This is a genomic window from Mycobacterium numidiamassiliense (genome assembly GCF_900157365.1).
Classification (GTDB): domain Bacteria; phylum Actinomycetota; class Actinomycetes; order Mycobacteriales; family Mycobacteriaceae; genus Mycobacterium; species Mycobacterium numidiamassiliense.
This window is the reverse complement of sequence record NZ_FUEZ01000003.1, coordinates 137,177-156,171: the sequence shown is the minus strand read 5'-3', so window position 1 is coordinate 156,171 and position 18,995 is coordinate 137,177. Positions and strand designations below refer to the sequence as shown.

The 18,995-nt window shown below is 67.1% G+C and carries 20 protein-coding genes and 2 tRNA genes; 13 read left to right on the top strand and 9 right to left on the bottom strand.

What is annotated here, in order from left to right:
* The first annotated feature begins 14 nt into the window (after positions 1-14).
* The 4 genes from MNAB215_RS00445 (at position 15) to MNAB215_RS00430 (ending at position 2,622) form a co-directional block, all read left to right on the top strand.
* Positions 15-815: a fumarylacetoacetate hydrolase family protein gene (locus MNAB215_RS00445; protein WP_077076975.1), complete on the top strand. Its 801-nt coding sequence runs from the start codon at positions 15-17 to the stop codon at positions 813-815.
* Positions 812-2,290 carry a glutamate--tRNA ligase gene (gene gltX, locus MNAB215_RS00440; RefSeq protein ID WP_077076974.1) on the top strand — a complete coding sequence of 493 codons (1,479 nt, stop codon included), beginning with the start codon at positions 812-814 and terminating at the stop codon, positions 2,288-2,290. The genes MNAB215_RS00445 and gltX overlap by 4 nt, the downstream gene beginning before the upstream one ends.
* Before the next feature lie 115 nt (positions 2,291-2,405).
* Positions 2,406-2,477: transfer RNA gene (locus MNAB215_RS00435), tRNA-Gln, on the top strand.
* 72 nt (positions 2,478-2,549) lie between these two features.
* A tRNA-Glu gene (locus MNAB215_RS00430) sits at positions 2,550-2,622 on the top strand.
* Positions 2,623-2,626: 4 nt separating this feature from the next.
* Here MNAB215_RS00430 and MNAB215_RS00425 read toward each other — a convergent pair.
* Both MNAB215_RS00425 and MNAB215_RS00420 read right to left on the bottom strand, forming a co-directional pair.
* A complete protein-coding gene (locus MNAB215_RS00425; protein WP_077076973.1) occupies positions 2,627-3,139 on the bottom strand; it encodes a PPOX class F420-dependent oxidoreductase in 513 nt (170 codons plus the stop codon).
* A gap of 140 nt (positions 3,140-3,279) precedes the next feature.
* Entirely contained in the window at positions 3,280-3,981 is a 702-nt protein-coding gene (locus MNAB215_RS00420) for an IclR family transcriptional regulator (protein ID WP_077076972.1), read from the bottom strand.
* Between the two features lie 85 nt (positions 3,982-4,066).
* On the opposite strand from MNAB215_RS00420, the gene leuC reads away from it, so the two are divergent.
* The 3 genes from leuC to MNAB215_RS00405 all read left to right on the top strand — a co-directional run bounded on the left by leuC (position 4,067) and on the right by MNAB215_RS00405 (position 6,942).
* Positions 4,067-5,488: a 3-isopropylmalate dehydratase large subunit gene (gene leuC / locus MNAB215_RS00415; RefSeq protein ID WP_077076971.1), complete on the top strand. Its 1,422-nt coding sequence runs from the start codon at positions 4,067-4,069 to the stop codon at positions 5,486-5,488.
* A gap of 22 nt (positions 5,489-5,510) precedes the next feature.
* Positions 5,511-6,107 (top strand): 3-isopropylmalate dehydratase small subunit, encoded by a 597-nt coding sequence (leuD, locus tag MNAB215_RS00410; RefSeq protein WP_077076970.1) that lies wholly within the window; start codon positions 5,511-5,513, stop codon positions 6,105-6,107.
* Positions 6,108-6,321: 214 nt separating this feature from the next.
* Positions 6,322-6,942 (top strand): HU family DNA-binding protein, encoded by a 621-nt coding sequence (locus MNAB215_RS00405; protein ID WP_077076969.1) that lies wholly within the window; start codon positions 6,322-6,324, stop codon positions 6,940-6,942.
* A 65-nt stretch (positions 6,943-7,007) separates the two neighbouring features.
* Here the strand turns inward: MNAB215_RS00405 and mutT1 are convergent, their stop codons facing one another.
* The 3 genes from mutT1 to cofC all read right to left on the bottom strand — a co-directional run bounded on the left by mutT1 (position 7,008) and on the right by cofC (position 10,937).
* Positions 7,008-7,928, bottom strand: coding sequence for an 8-oxo-(d)GTP phosphatase MutT1 (mutT1, locus tag MNAB215_RS00400; protein WP_245830086.1), 921 nt, complete (start codon positions 7,926-7,928; stop codon positions 7,008-7,010).
* A 73-nt stretch (positions 7,929-8,001) separates the two neighbouring features.
* The gene (locus MNAB215_RS00395) at positions 8,002-10,185 is read right to left on the bottom strand and encodes an RNA degradosome polyphosphate kinase (RefSeq protein WP_077076967.1); all 2,184 of its coding nucleotides are present in this window, start codon (positions 10,183-10,185) and stop codon (positions 8,002-8,004) included.
* 89 nt (positions 10,186-10,274) lie between these two features.
* Positions 10,275-10,937: a 2-phospho-L-lactate guanylyltransferase gene (cofC, locus tag MNAB215_RS00390; protein ID WP_077076966.1), complete on the bottom strand. Its 663-nt coding sequence runs from the start codon at positions 10,935-10,937 to the stop codon at positions 10,275-10,277.
* 75 nt (positions 10,938-11,012) lie between these two features.
* Here cofC and MNAB215_RS00385 point away from each other — a divergent pair, with 75 nt between their 5' ends.
* Together MNAB215_RS00385 and MNAB215_RS00380 are read left to right on the top strand one after the other, a co-directional pair.
* Complete coding sequence (locus MNAB215_RS00385; protein WP_077076965.1) at positions 11,013-12,032, top strand: NAD(P)H-dependent glycerol-3-phosphate dehydrogenase; 1,020 nt, start codon at positions 11,013-11,015, stop codon at positions 12,030-12,032.
* A gap of 64 nt (positions 12,033-12,096) precedes the next feature.
* A complete protein-coding gene (locus tag MNAB215_RS00380; protein ID WP_077076964.1) occupies positions 12,097-13,239 on the top strand; it encodes a D-alanine--D-alanine ligase family protein in 1,143 nt (380 codons plus the stop codon).
* Here MNAB215_RS00380 and MNAB215_RS00375 read toward each other — a convergent pair.
* Positions 13,236-13,793, bottom strand: coding sequence for a DUF3515 domain-containing protein (locus tag MNAB215_RS00375; protein WP_077076963.1), 558 nt, complete (start codon positions 13,791-13,793; stop codon positions 13,236-13,238). The two genes, MNAB215_RS00380 and MNAB215_RS00375, sit on opposite strands and share 4 nt — an antisense overlap.
* A gap of 85 nt (positions 13,794-13,878) precedes the next feature.
* On the opposite strand from MNAB215_RS00375, the gene MNAB215_RS00370 reads away from it, so the two are divergent.
* From MNAB215_RS00370 to MNAB215_RS00360, 3 genes are read left to right on the top strand one after another with little or no spacing between them, the layout of a single operon-like run.
* Positions 13,879-14,847 (top strand): thiamine-phosphate kinase, encoded by a 969-nt coding sequence (locus tag MNAB215_RS00370; protein ID WP_077076962.1) that lies wholly within the window; start codon positions 13,879-13,881, stop codon positions 14,845-14,847.
* A 20-nt stretch (positions 14,848-14,867) separates the two neighbouring features.
* Complete coding sequence (locus MNAB215_RS00365; RefSeq protein ID WP_077076961.1) at positions 14,868-15,551, top strand: uracil-DNA glycosylase; 684 nt, start codon at positions 14,868-14,870, stop codon at positions 15,549-15,551.
* 5 nt (positions 15,552-15,556) lie between these two features.
* The gene (locus MNAB215_RS00360; protein ID WP_077076960.1) at positions 15,557-16,498 is read left to right on the top strand and encodes an NADP-dependent oxidoreductase; all 942 of its coding nucleotides are present in this window, start codon (positions 15,557-15,559) and stop codon (positions 16,496-16,498) included.
* Here the strand turns inward: MNAB215_RS00360 and rpmB are convergent.
* Positions 16,495-16,689 carry a 50S ribosomal protein L28 gene (rpmB, locus tag MNAB215_RS00355; protein ID WP_077076959.1) on the bottom strand — a complete coding sequence of 65 codons (195 nt, stop codon included), beginning with the start codon at positions 16,687-16,689 and terminating at the stop codon, positions 16,495-16,497. The two genes, MNAB215_RS00360 and rpmB, sit on opposite strands and share 4 nt — an antisense overlap.
* Before the next feature lie 142 nt (positions 16,690-16,831).
* A complete protein-coding gene (locus MNAB215_RS00350; RefSeq protein WP_245830085.1) occupies positions 16,832-17,668 on the bottom strand; it encodes a UbiA family prenyltransferase in 837 nt (278 codons plus the stop codon).
* A gap of 260 nt (positions 17,669-17,928) precedes the next feature.
* On the opposite strand from MNAB215_RS00350, the gene idi reads away from it, so the two are divergent.
* Positions 17,929-18,522, top strand: coding sequence for an isopentenyl-diphosphate Delta-isomerase (idi, locus tag MNAB215_RS00345; RefSeq protein WP_077076958.1), 594 nt, complete (start codon positions 17,929-17,931; stop codon positions 18,520-18,522).
* A gap of 51 nt (positions 18,523-18,573) precedes the next feature.
* Here the strand turns inward: idi and MNAB215_RS00340 are convergent, their stop codons facing one another.
* The gene (locus MNAB215_RS00340) at positions 18,574-18,897 is read right to left on the bottom strand and encodes a hypothetical protein (protein WP_131829063.1); all 324 of its coding nucleotides are present in this window, start codon (positions 18,895-18,897) and stop codon (positions 18,574-18,576) included.
* Positions 18,898-18,995 lie beyond the last annotated feature (98 nt).

Here is an 18,995-nt window from a genome sequence, read left to right as displayed (position 1 = left end):
CTAGGCTCAGATGAATGCGCCTTGGTCGAATAGCCAGTCCGGATGGTGTCTCGTTCGTCAGCGTCGAGGGAGAACTCGATGATCCCAGCGCGATGGTGGCCCGGGAAATCGCCGAGCACCCCTTCGGCACCCCGACCTTCACCGGTCGCTCGTGGCCGGTCGCCGATGTCCGGCTGCTGGCCCCCATGCTGGCCGGCAAGGTGGTCTGCGTCGGGAAGAACTACGCCGACCATATCGCCGAGATGAGTAAGTTCTCGACGGGCCCGGTCGCGGAGGATCCCATCATCTTCCTCAAGCCGAACACCGCCATCATCGGACCGAATGTGCCAATTCGCTTGCCCGCCAACGCATCACCCGTCCATTACGAGGGGGAGCTGGCGGCGGTGATCGGACGGCCGTGCAAGGACGTGTCGGCGGCCCAGGCCGCGGACAACATCCTCGGCTACACCATCGCCAATGACGTATCGGCGCGCGATCAGCAGAAGGCCGACGGCCAGTGGACGCGGGCCAAAGGCCATGACACCTTCTGCCCGGTCGGCCCGTGGGTGGTGACCGACGTCGACCCGGCCGATCTGGCGTTGCGCACCGAGGTCAACGGCGAGGTCAAGCAGGACAGCCGCACCTCGCTGATGATCCACGACGTCGGCGCCATCGTGGAGTGGGTCTCGGCGGTGATGACTCTGCTGCCCGGCGATCTCATCCTCACCGGAACACCGGCGGGTGTCGGTCCCATCGAGGACGGCGACACCGTCTCGGTCAGCATCGAAGGAATCGGCACCCTGAGCAATCCCGTGGTCCGCAAAGGAAAGTCGTGACCGCCCCAGTCACGAAAGCGGGAACGGTCCGGGTCCGGTTCTGCCCGTCGCCCACTGGCACACCGCATGTCGGGATGGTCCGCACGGCGCTGTTCAACTGGGCCTACGCCCGGCACACGGGCGGCACCTTCGTCTTCCGCATCGAGGACACCGACTCCCAACGCGACACCGAGGAAAGCTATCTGGCGCTGCTGGACGCGCTGCGCTGGCTGGGCCTCGATTGGGACGAGGGGCCCGAGGTCGGCGGACCCTTTGGCCCCTACCGCCAGTCGCACCGCCTCGACACCTACCGCCACGTGGTGGCGCAGCTACTCGAGGCGGGCGAGGCCTACTACGCCTTTTCGACACCGGAGGAGGTCGAGGCGCGTCACGTGGCCGCGGGCCGCAACCCCAAACTTGGCTACGACAACTTCGACCGGGAGCTGACCGACGCGCAGCGCGCGACATACCTCGCCGAAGGCCACAACCCGGTGGTGCGGCTACGGATGCCCGACGAAGACCTCAGCTGGGACGACCTGGTGCGCGGGACCACCACCTTCGCGGCGGGCACCATGCCCGATTTCGCGCTGACCCGGGCGAACGGAGAACCGTTGTACACCTTGGTCAACCCGGTCGATGACGCCTTGATGAAGATCACCCATGTGCTGCGCGGCGAAGACCTGTTGCCGTCGACGCCGCGCCAGCTGGCGCTGTATCAGGCCCTGATCCGCATCGGGGTAGCCGAGAGCATCCCGGAGTTCGCCCACCTGCCAACGGTATTGGGTGAGGGCACCAAGAAGCTGTCCAAGCGCGACCCGCAGTCGAATCTGTTCGCGCATCGCGACCGGGGTTTCATCCCCGAAGGCCTGCTGAATTATCTCGCGTTGCTGGGCTGGGCGATCGCCGACGATCACGATCTGTTCAGCCTCGACGAGATGGTGGCGGCATTCGACGTCGTCGACGTCAACTCCAACCCCGCCCGCTTCGATCAGAAGAAGGCCGACGCCCTCAACGCCGAACACATCCGGCTGCTCGATGTGGCGGACTTCACCGGCCGGCTGCGCGACTACTTCGCCGCGCACGGCCACGACACCACACTCGACGACGCCGGATTCGCCACTGCCGCCGCGTTGGTCCAGACCCGCATCGTCGTGCTCGGCGACGCGTGGGACCTATTGAAGTTCCTCAACGACGACGAATATGCGATCGACCCCAAAGCCGCGGCCAAGGAACTCGGTGCAGACGCGGGCGCCGTGCTGGACGCCGCCCTGGCGTCCCTGGGCGGCGTCGCGGACTGGACGACGGCAGGTATCGAGGAGGCGCTGAAAGCCGCGCTCATCGACGGCCTGACGCTCAAACCGCGCAAAGCGTTCGGCCCGATCCGCGTCGCCGCCACCGGGACAACGATCAGCCCGCCGCTCTTCGAGTCACTGGAGCTGCTGGGCCGCGACCGCAGCCTGGCGCGGTTGCGGGCCGCGCGGGAGGGCGCCGTCTAAATCTTTGGTAGTCTGCACAGCGGTTTGCAAAGGCCGACAACGGCTGGCAGCGGCGGACTCGGGCGCGACGAATTGCCCGCAGAACACGCTCTGAGCAGCGGTTTTAGGCAGCCAATGGGGTATGGTGTAATTGGCAACACAGCTGATTCTGGTTCAGCCATTCTAGGTTCGAGTCCTGGTACCCCAGCAAAGTTCGCCCATAGCAAGCGATTAGGTGGCCCCCGCCGCGTGAGCTATGCTGGCTGCTCGGATCGGTTCAGGCCCCGTCGTCTAGCGGCCTAGGACGCCGCCCTCTCACGGCGGTAGCGTGGGTTCGAATCCCATCGGGGCTACACATTACTGACCGGTCCCCAGCACGGCCGGGGCGGTTGATCCGCCCACCGGCATCGGCGGCATTCCAAGCTTGCGGTGATCCCACGAGCGGGTGCGACTCGAAACGATGCGCACGCAGACCCGCTTGTTCATCATCTGCTCGACGAAGGGCAACATGTCGTCGGTGTAGGGCCCGGTGTAGCGCTCCCACACACTGACCCCAACCCGATGCGACACGTCGGGGTCGTCGACGATCTCGGCGACGCCCTCGAAGGACACCCCGCGCAGTGTGTCGTAGGTGTCGCCATCCTCGATCAGGAAGGTGACCCGCGGATCGCGGGTCAGGTTCACGGCCTTCTGCGACTTGGCTTTGGTCTCGATCCAGATCTCGCCGTCGACGACGGCGTACCACATGGCGGTCAAGTGCGGCTGGCCGTCGCGTCCGATGGTGGCCATTGTTCCGGTGCGGCTCTTGACGACGAAGTCGGCGATCTCGTCCTCGGTCATGACGATGCTCGCGCGCTGATTGGTTCCCATCGCGTCAGTTTGTCAGGTCCATGTGCGATGAGCGTGCACCGGTGGTGTTGAGCGTGCGCGCACGGCGAGAAATTCGCGATTCTCCCGCCCGGGACGCACGCGCAACGCCGCCGGTGCACACTCGACGCCGGCGAGATGGCTTACAGCCGGCGGGTTATTGCCTCGGACGCCGAGAGTAGGTCGGCGGCCCAGCGCGCTCCGGGACGGCGGCCGATGCGGTCGACGGGCCCCGATACCGAGATCGCGGCGATCACCACACCACGACCGTCGCGCACCGGCGCCGACACGCTCGCGACCCCGGGCTCGCGCTCGGCGACGCTTTGCGCCCACCCCCGCCGGCGCACCTCGGCCAGCGTCCGGTCGGTGAATTTCGCGCCCGGCAGCACCGCCTTCTGGGTGGCAGCGTCGCTATGGGCCAGTAGGACTTTGGCCCCCGACCCCGCCGTCATCGGCAACCGCGCCCCGACCGGAACCGTATCGCGAAGCCCCGCAGACGGTTCCAGTGCGGCCACACAGACCCGCGAGGTGCCCTCGCGGCGGTATAGCTGCACGCTCTCGCCGGTGCTCTCACGCAGCTGGGGGAGCACCGCAGCCCCGGCGGCGAGCAGCGGATCGTTGACGCGCGCCGCGAGTTCGGTGACCGCGGGTCCAAGCCGCCAGCGGCCCTCCTCGTCGCGGCCCAGCATCCGGTGTACTTCCAGGGCGGCGGCCAGCCGGTACGCGGTTGCCCTCGGAAAACCGGTCCGCTCGCACAGTTCGGCTAATCCGCATGGCGATTCCGCGACCGTGTGCAGCACCTCCATGGCTTTGTCGAGCACGCCGATGCCGCTATGCTGTCTCATAAAGAGATACTAGCGTCTCGCATCATGAGATCACAGTCTGGACTGATCGGCGAGCCGCGAACGAGTTGAATCGAGGCGATTCGAGATGGCGAAGACAGCCGAGAGGCCGCGCACGCTGGCCGAGAAGGTTTGGGACGACCACGTTGTGGTCTCCGGTGAGGGCAGCGCACCCGACTTGATCTACATCGACCTGCACCTGGTGCATGAGGTCACCAGCCCGCAGGCGTTCGACGGCTTACGGCTGGCCGGGCGGCCGGTGCGCAGGACCGACCTGACCCTGGCCACTGAGGACCACAACGTGCCGACCGTCGACATCGACAAGCCGATCGCCGACCCGGTGTCACGCATCCAAGTCGAAACGCTGCGGCACAACTGCGCCGAATTCGGGGTCGGGCTGTATCCGATGGGCGACATCGAGCAGGGCATCGTTCACGTCGTCGGTCCGCAGTTGGGTCTCACTCAGCCGGGGATGACGATCGTGTGCGGCGACAGTCACACGTCGACGCACGGCGCATTCGGCGCCATCGCAATGGGAATCGGCACCTCGGAGGTCGAGCATGTGCTCGCCACCCAGACGCTGCCGTTGCGGCCGTTCAAAACCATGGCGGTCAATGTCGACGGGCAATTGCCCGACGGCGTGACGGCCAAGGACATCATCCTGGCGCTGATCGCCAAGATCGGCACCGGCGGCGGCCAGGGTCATGTCATCGAATACCGGGGCAGCGCCATCAAATCGTTGTCGATGGAGGGCCGGATGACGGTCTGCAATATGAGCATCGAAGCCGGCGCGCGGGCCGGCATGGTGGCGCCGGACGAGACCACGTTCGAGTATTTGCGCGGTCGCCCGCACGCGCCCACGGGCGCGCAATGGGATGCGGCACTCGGGTACTGGCAGCAGCTGCGCACCGACGACGGCGCCGTCTTCGACACCGAAGTCTTTCTCGACGCGGCCTCGCTGAGCCCGTTCGTCACCTGGGGCACTAACCCCGGCCAGGGCGTGCCGCTGGCCGCCGCGGTGCCCGATCCCGAAATGATGACCGACGACGACGAACGACAGGCCGCCGAGAAAGCGTTGGCGTACATGGACCTTCGACCCGGCACGCCGATGCGCGATCTGGCCGTCGATGCGGTGTTCGTCGGGTCTTGTACCAACGGTCGTATCGAAGATCTGCGGGTGGTGGCCGAGATCTTGCGCGGTCGCACGGTGGCCCAAGGGGTTCGGATGCTGGTCGTGCCCGGCTCGATGCGGGTGCGCGCGCAGGCCGAGGCCGAAGGGCTCGGTGAGATTTTCATCACCGCGGGTGCCGAATGGCGGCAGGCCGGCTGCTCGATGTGCCTGGGGATGAACCCCGATCAGCTTGCGCCGGGGGAACGTTGCGCCGCGACGTCCAACCGCAACTTCGAAGGGCGGCAGGGCAAAGGCGGCCGCACGCACCTGGTCTCACCAGCCGTCGCCGCGGCAACTGCGGTGCGCGGCACTCTGTCTTCCCCGGCCGACTTGAACTGAAACTCCCTAACTAAGGACGAACATGGAAGCCTTTCACACCCACACCGGCATTGGCGTGCCGCTGCGTCGTTCCAATGTCGATACCGATCAGATCATCCCCGCGGTGTATTTGAAGCGGGTCACCCGAACCGGTTTCGAGGATGGTTTGTTTGCGACGTGGCGCTCGGATCCCTCATTCGTGCTGAATCTCAGCCCCTTTGACCGGGGCTCGGTTCTGGTCGCCGGACCCGACTTCGGCACCGGATCGTCACGCGAGCATGCGGTCTGGGCGCTGATGGACTACGGGTTCCGGGTAGTCATCTCGTCTCGTTTTGGTGACATTTTCCGGGGGAACGCGGGCAAGGCGGGTCTGCTGGCGGCCGAAGTCAGCCAAGAAGGTGTGGAACTCCTTTGGAAGCTCATCGAGCAGAGTCCAGGACTGGAAATCACTGCCAATCTTCAAGATCGAAATGTCACCGCCGGAACGACGGTGTTGCCGTTCAAGATTGACGATCACACCGCCTGGCGACTTCTCGAAGGACTCGACGATATAGCCCTTACGCTGCGGAAACTCCGCGAGATCGAAACTTTTGAGACCACGCGGCCGCGGTGGAAACCGCGAACTCTGCCCACCCAGTGACGGGTCGATAGGGGCGGCAATTTCGCTCCCGGCGGTTTAGGTAGCTCGTCTTATTTTGCGGCCGCCCCACCGATCAAGGGCGGCAACCGGATTGCCGAATTTCCAATCAGCGTGTCGTGAAATTGCGCGTGGCTCTTGGCAATTTGCTGGGTAAGGGTTTACCGTGTTCGCTAGTCGGTTCCCAAAATGGGACCACTGGCTTCGGAGGGTTTGGATGAACAAAGCAGAGCTCATAGATGTGCTCACACAGAAATTGGGCTCGGACCGTCGACAGGCGACCGCCGCCGTCGAGAATGTTGTCGACACCATCGTGCGCGCTGTGCACAAGGGCGACAGCGTGACCATCACCGGGTTCGGTGTGTTCGAACAGCGGCGCCGCGCAGCGCGTGTGGCCCGTAACCCGCGTACCGGTGAGACGGTGAAGGTAAAGCCGACGTCCGTCCCCGCGTTCCGCCCGGGTGCTCAATTCAAAGCGGTTGTCGCTGGCGCACAGCGCCTCCCGTCGGAAGGACCCGCCGTGAAGCGTGGTGTTGTTGCAGCAGGCGCAGCCAAGAAGGTTGCGAAGAAGGCTCCGGCCAAGAAGGCTCCGGTCAAGAAGGCCGCGACCAAGGCCCCCGCCAAGAAGGCCGCGACCAAGGCTCCCGCCAAGAAGGCCGTGACCAAGGCTCCCGCCAAGAAGGCCGCGACGAAGGCTCCGGTCAAGAAAGCGGTCAAGGCCGTGAAGAAGGTTGTGGCCAAGGCTCCCGTGCGCAAGGCGGCGACCAAGGCTCCTGTCAAGAAGGCCGTCAAGAAGGCCCCCGCCAAGAAGGCGCCGGCCAAGCGCGGTCGCAAGTAAGGCAGTACGAGTCCACACGCGAATACCCTTCGGAAGCAGCGTTGCTCCCGAAGGGTTTTCGTGTGCTAGGCCCGCACGTTGGCGGCCAGCGCGCCGCCGACGTGGTCAGCCGCCAGCAGGCGGCCCCCCGATAAGGACAGCACCCAGGTGCTGCCCTTGTGGTTGCGGGATTTGTCCGGGCGCACCCCATCGCGGTCGCACCACCACGCGATGAGGTCCGGAATCACCTTGCCCTGCGAGCAGATCACCGGGGTGCCGTTGTCATGGGTGGCGATGTCCAGGGCCCGGTGTCGAGCACGCTTGGCGTTCTTGGCGTAGGACTCCTCGGTGAGGGCGGGCTCGTTGTGAATGGTGACGCCGAGTTCTTCGGCGAGCGGTTCGACGGTCTGGTGACAGCGGAGCCGGTCGGCCGCGTACACATCGGTTGCGCCGAAGGCCATTAGCTGTGGCACCAGGGCTTCGGCCTGGGCGCGACCCTTCTTGTCCAGCGGCCGTTTGGTGTCATCGCCTTTGAAGCGTGATTTGCGACCGGCGGTACCGTGCCGGACCACCAATACGGTGTGCGTGTCAGCTGGGTGTTTCGTGAAGCGGCGCAACACTTTTCGATCTTGTGCGTAGTCGAGCTTCTTCATCGCGGCGGCGACGGGCAACCAGAGGAGCTCGTCGACTTCCTTGCCCGGTGTGAACTCCCCACCGAGGCTGCGCGCCGCCCAGTAGTACACCTTTTTGACGCCCTGGTCGATTGGGTAGCTGACGGTGTCGAGCCGCCTGGCCAGGATGCAGTGTTGTCCGGTCTCCTCCAGCACTTCGCGTACCGCGGCCACCGGTGCCGTTTCGCCGGGATCCACCTTGCCCTTGGGCAGCGACCAATCGTCGTACCGCGGGCGGTGGATGACAGCGACTTCGAGTTCCGGATCTGCCGAATCAGCACTGCCTGGTTGCCACAACACCGCGCCTGCGGCGTAGACGATCCGGCTTCCCGACACCTCACTCCTGCAGGTCAATTGGGCCTGGGTCGTTCCGGGCCGTGGGCGCGACGTGGAAAGTTACCACACCGCGTCAGCTACCGCGGTGGCGCTCCATCAGAGATTCCTGATGATCGCGCACGGTGTGGCCATCCCGTGGCGACGCGATCCACTGCCCGTCGGACCCGAGTTCCCAGCATCGCGTCGAGGGATCGAGCGCGGACTCGAACAGGCCGTGCAGGTATGCGGTCAGCTTGGGATCCTTGACCTGAACCAGCGCCTCTACGCGCCGGTCGAGGTTGCGGTGCATCATGTCGGCGCTGCCGATCCAGAACTCGTTGATGTTGTTGAAGTGCATGATCCGCGAGTGCTCCAGGTATCGGCCGAGGATCGAGCGGACGGTGATGTTCTCCGAGAAGCCTTCGACGCCCGGACGTAGCGCGCAGATACCGCGTACCACGATCTCGACCTGGACACCGGCCTGCGACGCGCGGTACAGCGCATCGAGGACCTGCTCGTCGACCAGAGCGTTCATCTTCATCCGGATCCGCCCGCCACCGTGTTCGCGGTGGGCGGCGATCTCGCGGTCCACGCGTTCGATGATGCCGCTGCGAATGCTGTGCGGGGCCACCAGAAGATTGCGGTAGGAGACCTTGCGCGAATATCCGGTCAGCGAATTGAACAAGTCCGTCAGGTCGGCGCCGATGTCGGGAGATGCCGTGAGCAGACCGACGTCCTCGTAAAGGCGTGCGGTCTTTCCGTTGTAGTTGCCAGTCCCGATGTGGCAATACCGCCGAATGGTTGAGCCTTCGCGCCGCACCACCAAGCAGGTCTTGCAGTGTGTCTTGAGCCCGACGTATCCGTAGACCACGTGCACGCCCGCTTGCTCAAGCGTTCGTGCCCAACGGATGTTGGCCTGCTCGTCGAAGCGCGCCTTGATCTCCACCATTGCCACGACCTGTTTCCCAGCCTCGGCGGCGGCGATCAGCGCCCGAACGATCGGCGAGTCACCGGATGTCCGGTACAGCGTCTGCTTGATCGCCAGCACGTTGGGGTCGGCCGCAGCCTGCTCGATGAACCGCTGCACGCTGGTCGAAAACGATTCGTACGGATGATGAAGCAACACATCGCCTTCGCGCAGTGTCGCGAAAATGCTCTTGGGTGTTTCGCGGTCGGCGAAGGCGGGATTGGTGGCCGGAACGAATGTCCAATCCTTGAGTGCCGGCCGGTCGATGCCGTAGATCTGCCACAACGACGACAGGTCGAGCAGCCCCGGCACCTCGATGACGTCGCTGGGATTCACGTCGAGCTCGCGCAGCAGCAGCTCCAGCATGCTCTCGGTCATGTCGTCGGCGATCTCGAGCCGCACCGGCGAACCGAACCGCCTGCGCGCCAACTCCCGCTCCATCGCTTGCAGCAGGTCCTCGTCGCGGTCCTCTTCGACCTCGTAGTCGGCGTTGCGGGTAATCCGGAACGCGTGGTGCTCGACGATTTCCATGCCCGGGAACAGCGCCGGAAGGAAGGCCGCGATCAGCTCTTCGGTTGGCAGATAGCGGATTACGGCGCCCTCCGCATCGACGGGGCCGTCGAGTTCGACGAAGCGACTGACGTTGTCGGGCACCTTGACCCGGGCGAAGTGCGTGGCGCCGTCCTCGGGCTGGCGCACCGTGACCGCCAGGTTCAGGCTCAACCCGCTCACAAACGGGAACGGGTGAGCCGGGTCGACGGCAAGCGGTGTCAGGACGGGGAAGACCTGTTCGTTGAAATAGGTCGATAGTTGGTCGCGCTCAGCCTGATCCAGGTCCGCCCACGTGACGATGTAGATGCCCTCGGCGGCCAGTGCGGGTCGCACCGAATCGAGGAATTCGCGGGCGTGCCGGGTCGCGATGCGCTGCGTCTGCTCACCGATGCGGGCCAGTTGTTCGCGCGGCGTCAGACCGTCTGCAGAGCGGACCGACAATCCCATCTCGTCGCGGCGCTTCAGGCCGGCGACGCGGACCATGTAGAACTCGTCGAGGTTGGAGGCGAAGATCGCCAGGAACTTGGCGCGCTCCAGCAATGGCAAGGAGGTATCGGCGGCCAGCGCCAGCACGCGCGAGTTGAAGTCCAGCCAGCTCAGTTCCCGGTTGAGGTAACGGTCTTCGGGCAGGGCGTCCTGGATCGCGGAGGGGGTCGCGGCGGGTGGCGCAGCTAGGGCCGAGTCGCCGTGTTGCCATACGGATTCTCCCACGCGTGCTTCAGCTTCGATTTCGGTCACCCTGAGATCATTGCTTATCACCGGCTGCGCTGCTAGCGACTGGGGGAGATCAATTCGCCGTTGGTATCGCGTTCATCCCGCAGACAGATTTGCTGATGGGGAGATTTCAGCTAACGCGGTGCGATAGCGCGCGCCGTCGCGGCCCCGACTCCGAGGCGGCGGGCGGCCGCCAGGTCGGCCGGAGTGTCGACATCACAACGCAGCCCCGGCCACGCACCGGTCAGCTCGATCGCACCCGAACGACGGTGCCGCGCGGCCGAATCCACGCCGAACTCCGGATCCAGCGCGGTGCCGAACGCACACAGCGCGGCGGTTCCCGTCGCCAGCCGGTCGGCGACGAAGCTGCGTTCGTGCTGGCGTGCCGCGGCGATTGCCTCGGCCAGCTCCTGTGTCTGCAAAGCGGGCAAATCACCTTGCAGGACAACGGTATTGGGGAATGACTCGCCAACCATGCGCTCGGCGACGGCAATAGCGTTGTTCAGTGGGTCGGCATGCCCCTCGGGCGTCGGATCGGCGAGCACGCCGGCTCCAAGACCGGCCGCCGCGGCTGCCGCGTCGTCGTCGGGAGTGATGACGGTGATCGAGCCCACCGCCGCAACGCCCGACGCGGCGGTCAGCGTGTCGACCAACATGGCGAGGACCACTTTCTCCCGGGTCCGGGCCGAGAACACCGGGGCCAGTCTGGTCTTCGCGGCGGCGAGCCGTTTGACCGCGATGATCAAGGCCACGTCACCTGCACCGTCGTCCGCCCCGTCGGTGCGTGTGCCGCTCATGAGGCCATCCTGCCAGCGCCGGGTGGGGCCGAGCTGTTCTAGGGTGTAGCGGCCGACGACAGAGCGGAGTAGACGATGGCCAGCGCAGCACCCACGGTTGCGGTGATGGGCGCCGGTGCCTGGGGCACCGCGCTGGCCAAGGTGTTCGTCGACGCCGGGGGACCGGAAGCACACGTCACGCTCTGGGCCCGGCGCTCTGACGTCGCCGAACAGATCAACACCACCCGGTACAACCCGGCCTACCTGCCCGGCACCCTGCTGCCGCCGGGCATTCGCGCCACCGCCGACGCCGGCGAGGCGCTGGCCGGTGCGACGTCGGTGCTGCTGGCCGTCCCGGCCCAGACCATGCGGGCCAACCTCGAGCACTGGACTCCCCTGATCGCGGACGGCGCAACGCTGGTCAGCACCGCCAAGGGCATCGAACTGGGCACCCTGATGCGGATGAGCCAGGTCATTGTGCAGGTGACCGGCGTCGACCCCACCCAGGTCGCGGTCATCTCGGGACCGAACCTGGCCAGCGAGATCGCCGAGTGCCAGCCCGCCGCCACCGTCGTCGCCTGCACCGACTCGGGCCGTGCGGTCGCCCTGCAACGGATGCTCAACAGCGGGTACTTCCGTCCGTACACCAATAGCGACGTGGTCGGCACCGAGGTGGGCGGGGCCTGCAAGAACGTCATCGCGCTGGCCTGCGGGATGGCGGCCGGCGTCGGCCTCGGCGAAAACACCGCGGCCGCGATCATCACCCGCGGCCTGGCGGAGATCATGCGGCTGGGGATCGCGCTCGGCGCCAAAGGCGCGACGCTGGCCGGGCTGGCCGGTGTGGGTGACCTGGTGGCCACCTGCACATCGCCGCGTTCGCGCAATCGCTCGATGGGCGAACACCTGGGCCGCGGCGTCACGGTGGAGTCGGCGTTGCAGGGTAAGGAAGGGCACGTCGTCGAGGGCGTGACGTCGAGCGAATCGGTGCTGGCGCTGGCCTCCAGCTATGACGTCGAGATGCCGCTCACCGAAGCGGTGCACCGGGTCTGTCACCGTGGGCTTTCGGTCGACGAGGCGATGGCCTTGTTGCTGGGCCGCAGCACCAAACCCGAGTAGTAAAACCCCAGCTAGAAGCGTCGACCCGGTCCGACGGCCCCGCAACCGGTAGCCTCTGAAGGTTGTGAGCGCCAACGAGACGCCGGCCCGGCAACCCGGGTCACCCGGTGACCGCGTGCGGGTTGCCGTCGTCTTCGGCGGGCGCAGCAACGAACACGCCATCTCGTGTGTGTCCGCCGGAAGCATCCTGCGCAACCTCGACCCGCAGCGGTTCGAGGTGGTCGCGATCGGCATCACCCCCGACGGCGGCTGGGTGCTCACCGACGGCGACCCGGACGCGCTGGCGATCACCGACCGGCAGTTACCCCAGGTGACCGCCAGTTCGGGAACCGAACTCGCGCTGCCGGCCGATCCGCGGCGCGGCGGCCAGTTGGTGTCCCTGAACCCCGGCGCCGGTGAGGTCCTGGCCTCGGTCGACGTGGTATTTCCCGTACTGCACGGTCCCTACGGCGAGGACGGCACGATTCAGGGACTGCTCGAATTGGCCGGCGTGCCCTATGTGGGGGCCGGCGTGTTGGCCAGTGCCGCCGGTATGGATAAGGAATTCACCAAAAAGCTACTCGTCGCCGAGGGCCTTCCGGTCGGCAAGCACACGGTGTTGCGGCCCTCGTCGGCGACGTTGCATCCCGAGGAGCGCGAGCGACTGGGTCTGCCGGTGTTCGTCAAGCCCGCCCGGGGCGGCTCGTCGATCGGCGTCAGCCGCGTCACGAGCTGGGACCGGCTGCCCGACGCCGTCGAGAACGCGCGGCGCCATGATCCGAAGGTGATCATCGAGGCGGCGATCAGCGGTCGCGAGCTGGAATGCGGAGTGCTCGAATTGCCGGACGGCACAGTCGAAGCCAGCACCCTGGGCGAGATCCGGGTCGCCGGCGTGCGGGGGCGCGAGGACTCGTTCTACGACTTCGCGACCAAATATCTGGACGAGGCAGCCGAATTGGACGTGCCGGCCAAGGTCGACGACGAAATCGCGCACACCGTCCGGCAGTTGGCGATCCGGGCATTCAAAGCCATTGACTGCCAGGGCCTGGCCCGGGTCGATTTCTTCCTCACCGAGGACGGGCCGGTGATCAACGAAATCAACACGATGCCCGGGTTCACCACGATCTCGATGTACCCGAGGATGTGGGCGGCCAGCGGCGTCGACTATCCCGCGCTGCTGGCGACCATGGTCGAGACGGCCCTGGCTCGTGGCGTGGGCCTGCGCTAGCGCGGCGGCCCCGGGTCGATCGGCGCCGCCGCGATGGTGTGATCGATCACCTCGGAGAGCTGCTGGATCGGCGTCGGGCCCGATCCCGGCGGCAGGGTAAGCGCCAGATAGACCGGCCGGTCCACGGTGTACCAGGTCGAGCGGCCCGCGTCGCCGGTGGATTGTTGGGCCCCAACCTGAAACCACTGCACCCGATCGACGACTTGGATCGGGGCGCCCACCACGAAGTCGGACGGTCGCTCGAGCCCGCAACGCAAAACCACCGGCTCGCTGTCCGGCCCGGCGCGCCACGCGCCCGTACCCGCGGGCGCCGGCTGCGCGAGGGGCGCACGCTCGTAGTCCCCGAGCCGCTGCGGCAGCGCGGCCATCAACGCCCGGCAGGCGGGATCGGCGGCCTGCGGCGCCGCGACGTCGGGAATGGCCACCGGGTGGGGCGGCGCGTGGCGAGTGGCCGCGATCACCAGCACCACCCCGATCGCCACCACGGCCAGGGCGATCGCCGCGATCATCACGCCCCGCGGCGGCCCGCCCACCTCAGTATCCGAACTGGCCATCACCGTCCCCTGAAATACACTGGCGCGGTCTGCTCGCGCGGGCAGGAACCCAACTTACCGGCCGTCAGGCGCTGGAGGAGGTGGCGTGGGAAAAGGCGCATCCGGGGAGTCACCCACGCTGCGGCAGGTCGGTGAGTTCGCCGTCATCGATCGCCTGGTGCGCGGGCGCAGCCAGCCCGCCGCGGTGCTGCTCGGCCCCGGTGACGACGCCGCAGTGGTATCCACCGGCGACGGACGGACCGTGGTGTCGACCGACATGCTGGTGCAGGACCGGCATTTCCGGCTGGACTGGTCGACTCCGCACGACGTCGGCCGCAAGGCGATCGCCCAGAACGCCGCCGACATCGAGGCGATGGGCGCGCGGGTCTCGGCTTTCGTCGTCGGCTTCGGCGCGCCCCCCGACACGCCGGTGGCCCAGATCGACGCGCTGGCCGACGGAATGTGGGACGAGGCAGGCCGCATCGGCGCCGGCATCGCCGGAGGCGACCTGGTCAGCTGCCCGCAGTGGGTGGTATCGGTGACAGTCCTGGGCGAGCTGGACGGGCGACCACCCGTGCTGCGGTCGGGAGCGAAGCCCGGCTCGGTCCTTGCTATCGCGGGGGAGCTGGGCCGTTCAGCCGCGGGATATTCGTTGCTGGACAAGGAAATCAATGGGTTCATCGACCTGCGGCGCCGTCATGTGGTGCCGCAGCCGCCCTACGGCGCGGGCGCGCTGGCCGCGGCCGCGGGCGCGCAGGCGATGATCGATGTCTCCGACGGCCTGGTCGCCGATCTGCGTCATGTCGCCGAGGCATCCGGCGTGGGAATCGATCTGTCCACCGCGGGGCTGGCCGTCGACCACGACGCGCTGGCGGCGGCCGCCAGCGCAACGGGCGCCGACGCGTGGTCGTGGGTGCTGGGCGGGGGCGAAGACCATGCCCTGGCGGCGTGTTTCGCCGGCGCGGTGCCGGACGGGTGGCGGGTGATCGGCCGCGTGCTCGACGGCCCGCCCCGGGTGCTCGTCGACGGCGCGCAGTGGCAGGGATACGCGGGCTGGGAATCGTTCGGAAGCTGAGGTGGCTTAAGGTAACTCACGTGACAGCGCGTCCATTGGGGGAACTCGTCGAGCAGGGGTGGGCGACCGCGCTGGAGCCGGTTGCCGACCAGGTCGCCCAGATGGGGCAGTTTCTGCGAGACGAGATCGCGGCCGGGCGCAAGTACCTGCCCGCCGGGCCAAACGTTTTGCGCGCCTTCACCTTTCCGTTCGACGACGTGCGTGTGCTGATCGTCGGCCAGGATCCTTACCCGACACCGGGACACGCTGTGGGCCTGAGTTTTTCGGTGGCTCCCGAGGTGCGTCCGTTGCCCCGCAGCCTGGCCAACATCTTCGATGAATATGCGGCCGACCTGGGCTATCCGCCGCCCTCGTGTGGCGACCTGACTCCGTGGGCCCAGCGCGGCGTGCTGCTGTTGAACAGGGTGCTCACGGTCCGCCCGAGCAACCCGGCGTCACATCGGGGCAAGGGCTGGGAAGCGGTCACCGAGTGCGCAATTCGCGCGCTGGTCGCGCGGTCGCAGCCGATGGTGGCGATTCTGTGGGGCCGCGACGCCTCGACGCTCAAACCGATGCTGGCCGAGGGTGACTGCGTGGCGATCGAGTCGCCGCACCCCTCACCGCTGTCCGCGTCCCGCGGGTTCTTCGGTTCGCGTCCGTTCAGCCGGGCCAACGAGATACTCGCCGGGGTGGGCGCCGAGCCCATCGATTGGCGGCTGCCCTGAGCGAGATGACCGCCCTGCGGGCACACCGCCGGGGCGGGCCCGAGGTGCTGGTCGTCGAACGGGCGCCGGTGCCGGTGCCCGCGGCCGGCGAAGTCCTCGTCGAAGTCCACGCCGCGGCCATCACGTTCGACGAGTTGACCTGGGACGAGACCTGGACCCGCGACGGAATCAGTCGCACTCCAATGATCCCGTCGCATGAGGTATCCGGCGTGGTAGCCGAATTAGGTTCGGGTGTAACGGATTTCACACCAGGCGACGACGTCTATGGATTGATCCCGTTCGACCGCGACGGCGCCGCGGCCGATTTCGTCGCGGTGCCCGCGCCCGACGTGGCCGCCAAGCCGTCGACGGTGTCGCATGCCGGTGCCGCCACGCTGCCGCTGGCCGGGCTGACAGCCCTGCAGGCATTGGTCGACCACGCCGCGGTGCAACGCGGTGAGTCGGTGCTGATCCACGGCGGGGCCGGGGGAGTCGGCGCGCTCGCCGTCCAATTGGCGGTGATGCTCGGGGCGCGGGTCACCGCGACCGTGCGCAGCGACGCCGCCGAGCTGCTGCGGTCCTTTGGCGCCGAGCGGATCGTCGACGTTCGCACCGAGGCGTTCGACGCGGGCGGCGCCGCTTACGACGTCGTCATCTACACGGTCGGCGGGCCGACGCTGGACAGGTCTTTCGGGGTATTGCGCCGCGGCGGGCGCCTGGTCACGCTGTCGGCGCTACCACCGCCCGGCAAGGCCGACGAATACGGCGTCACGGCGGTGTTCTTCATCGTCACAGCCGACCGTGCTCAGCTCGCCGAGCTCGCGGCGCTCGTCGACGGTAAGCGGCTAAGGGTGGAAATTGCCCAGACGTTTCCGCTCGGCCGGGGCCGAGAAGCTTTCGAAAGCGGTCGCAGGAGTGGCCCGAGCCCGGGCCGGCGTCCGGGAAAGACGGTCCTGATTGTCCGCTAGCCGCGGACGACCTTGCCGGCTTTGATGCAGGACGCGCACACGTTGACGCGCTTCTTGTTGCCGCCCGGACGGTTCACGACGTGCACCGTCTGAACGTTGGGATCCCAGCGGCGGCTGGTGCGGCGGTGAGAGTGCGACACCGACTTACCGAAGCCGGGGCCTTTCCCGCAGATATCGCACACAGCGGCCATGGTTCAAACTCCTCAAATGTTCTTGGGGTCCGGCGCGCGGGGGCCGAGACAGCCCAGGTGGGCCTGGGCCGTCCCAGGATACCGACTGTTGTGGGCAACCACCAAAACACGCCGATCCTGCCGGCCCGGCAAGGGGGCGATCTCAGGTCAGTGAGCAGCCGCCCACGCTGAACACCAAGGCGTCGACAGCCCCGATGCCGATCACGGCCCAGAGCGGCACCCGGCCGGTGCCGCGGGCGGCGATCACTGCGAGCGGGACGGAGGCGCCCAGCCCGGCCAGCGCGACCCACGGGCGGCTTGAGACCAGCAATAGCAGCACGGACGGCAACGGCAACAGCACCAGCACGACGCCGCGCATGGTCCCGACGCCCCAGCGTGCGGCCACCTGCTGCGCCAGGCCGTTGACGCCGGTGGCAAGGTCCCCGGCGATGCCGGGCAGCACGATGGCGAAGTGGCCTACCACGCCGAGCAGCGCCGCCCCTGCCATCGCGTACCACGCCGCCATGGGGTGACCCGGCAGCGTGCTCGCCGCGTACGTGGGTAACAGGCCGAATGCGGGGACGAGGATGAGGGCATCGGCCAGCGTCGACTTCAGGGCGAGGTTGTAGGCCCAGTTTGCGCCGATGATCACCGCCAGGACGATCGCGGTTGCCACGCCGATGGCCAGCGACATCGCCAGCGCGGCCAGCAGCGCCGCGAAGGCCGCGATCCACGCCGCCCGCACGCTGATGGCACCGGCGGCAACCGGCTTGTGCGTCCGGCCCGCGGCGGCGTCCTTGGGCGCGCCCGAGGCGTCGTTGGACCAGCCGACCGAGAGCTGGCCGGCCAGCATGGCGGGTCCGGTCAGTACGGGCCCTATGCCATGCGGTGCCGCCTGCGCAGCCAGGGCGGTGGTCAGGGCCGTGATGGCCAGCACCGGCACCGGATGACTGGCCAGGATCAGTGCTCGCGCGCGGCTCCAGACGGTGCCCGCTCTCAAGGTGCGGACCATATTCATCGGTCCCCTCTCAGCTGCGCGCCAATGCGGCCGCAGAAACTGTGAATCAGCGCGAGATAGACCATCGAAATCGTAGTGAATTTCGTGCAGAAAGGTCGTAAAAAGGGGGATTCTCTGCGAGGCGTCAACCCCGCCGAACGGGTTGCCCCGTGGGGCGGCGTCGTTCCCACCGCAGCAGACCTTCGGGCCGAACTCACCAAGCTCAACAGGGACGCCTGTCATGCTGGTTTCATTCACCCGAGATGGGGCGCAGCTTGAATAACGAGGAGTCCTACAACCGAGTCGTCTCCAGCGACGACGAGCAGCTCATTCTGGTGGACAGTGATGACCGCGAGATCGGCCACCTGGCCAAGGCCGACGCGCACCTTGGCAGCGGAACGCTGCACCGCGCGTTCTCGGTGTTCGTGTTCAGTCCGGCCGGCGAACTACTCGTGCAGCAGCGCGCGGAGAGCAAACGCCTGTGGCCGGGTTACTGGTCGAATACCTGCTGCTCGCATCCACGCTTGGGAGAGACGATGGACGGCGCCGTCCACCGTCGCTTGCAGGAGGAGCTCGGCCTGAGCGCAGAGCTGGAATTCCTATTCAAGTTTCAATACCAGTCTCAGTACGACTCACAAGGCGCCGAGCACGAGCTGTGCTGGGTCTACGCCGGGCACAGTGCCGAGCGACCGCGCGCGAACGTCCATGAGATCGCGGCCTGGCGCTATGTCACCCCGCAGGCACTGTGCGCCGAGATTGCTTGCGCGCCAGAGACTTTCACGCCCTGGTTCAAGCTCGAATGGGAGCGCCTCTTGCGCGATCATCCCCAGGCTCTGGGTGGGCCGGACCCGGGGTAGCTGGCCGGTTCCGGACAAGCGCCGCGGCGCTGTGGGATCCGAGCAAAGCCCTCAGAAACCCCCGGTCGGGGTGATACCCCGGTCACGAACGGCGTCGAGGCAGCCCTGCCGGTAGACGGCAGCGTCGTCGAAGCTGTAGCCCTTGCCGATCTTGTCCGCCTTCAGGCTGTCGCTGCATGCCATGACCGGTAGCTCGCCCTGCTGCTTTATCAAGCGCGTGACCGTGCCGCCTTGGCCGGCGTCGTAGCCCCGTTGGTAGGCCGGAAAGGGCTTGTTATCGCCGTGTCCACAACCGACGAGGCTTGTCGCCGCGACAGCCGCGACAGCACCGGCGCAGCTCAAGCGTCCGCGCGTAACCCCCCGAAAAATCGGCATGAAAAATGTGTACAACCGTTAGCTGGGGACTTCCTGGGAGCAGCCGCACGATCAACTGCTGAGCCGCGGCTGTCCTGCCCGCTGGCTAGGCTCAATGG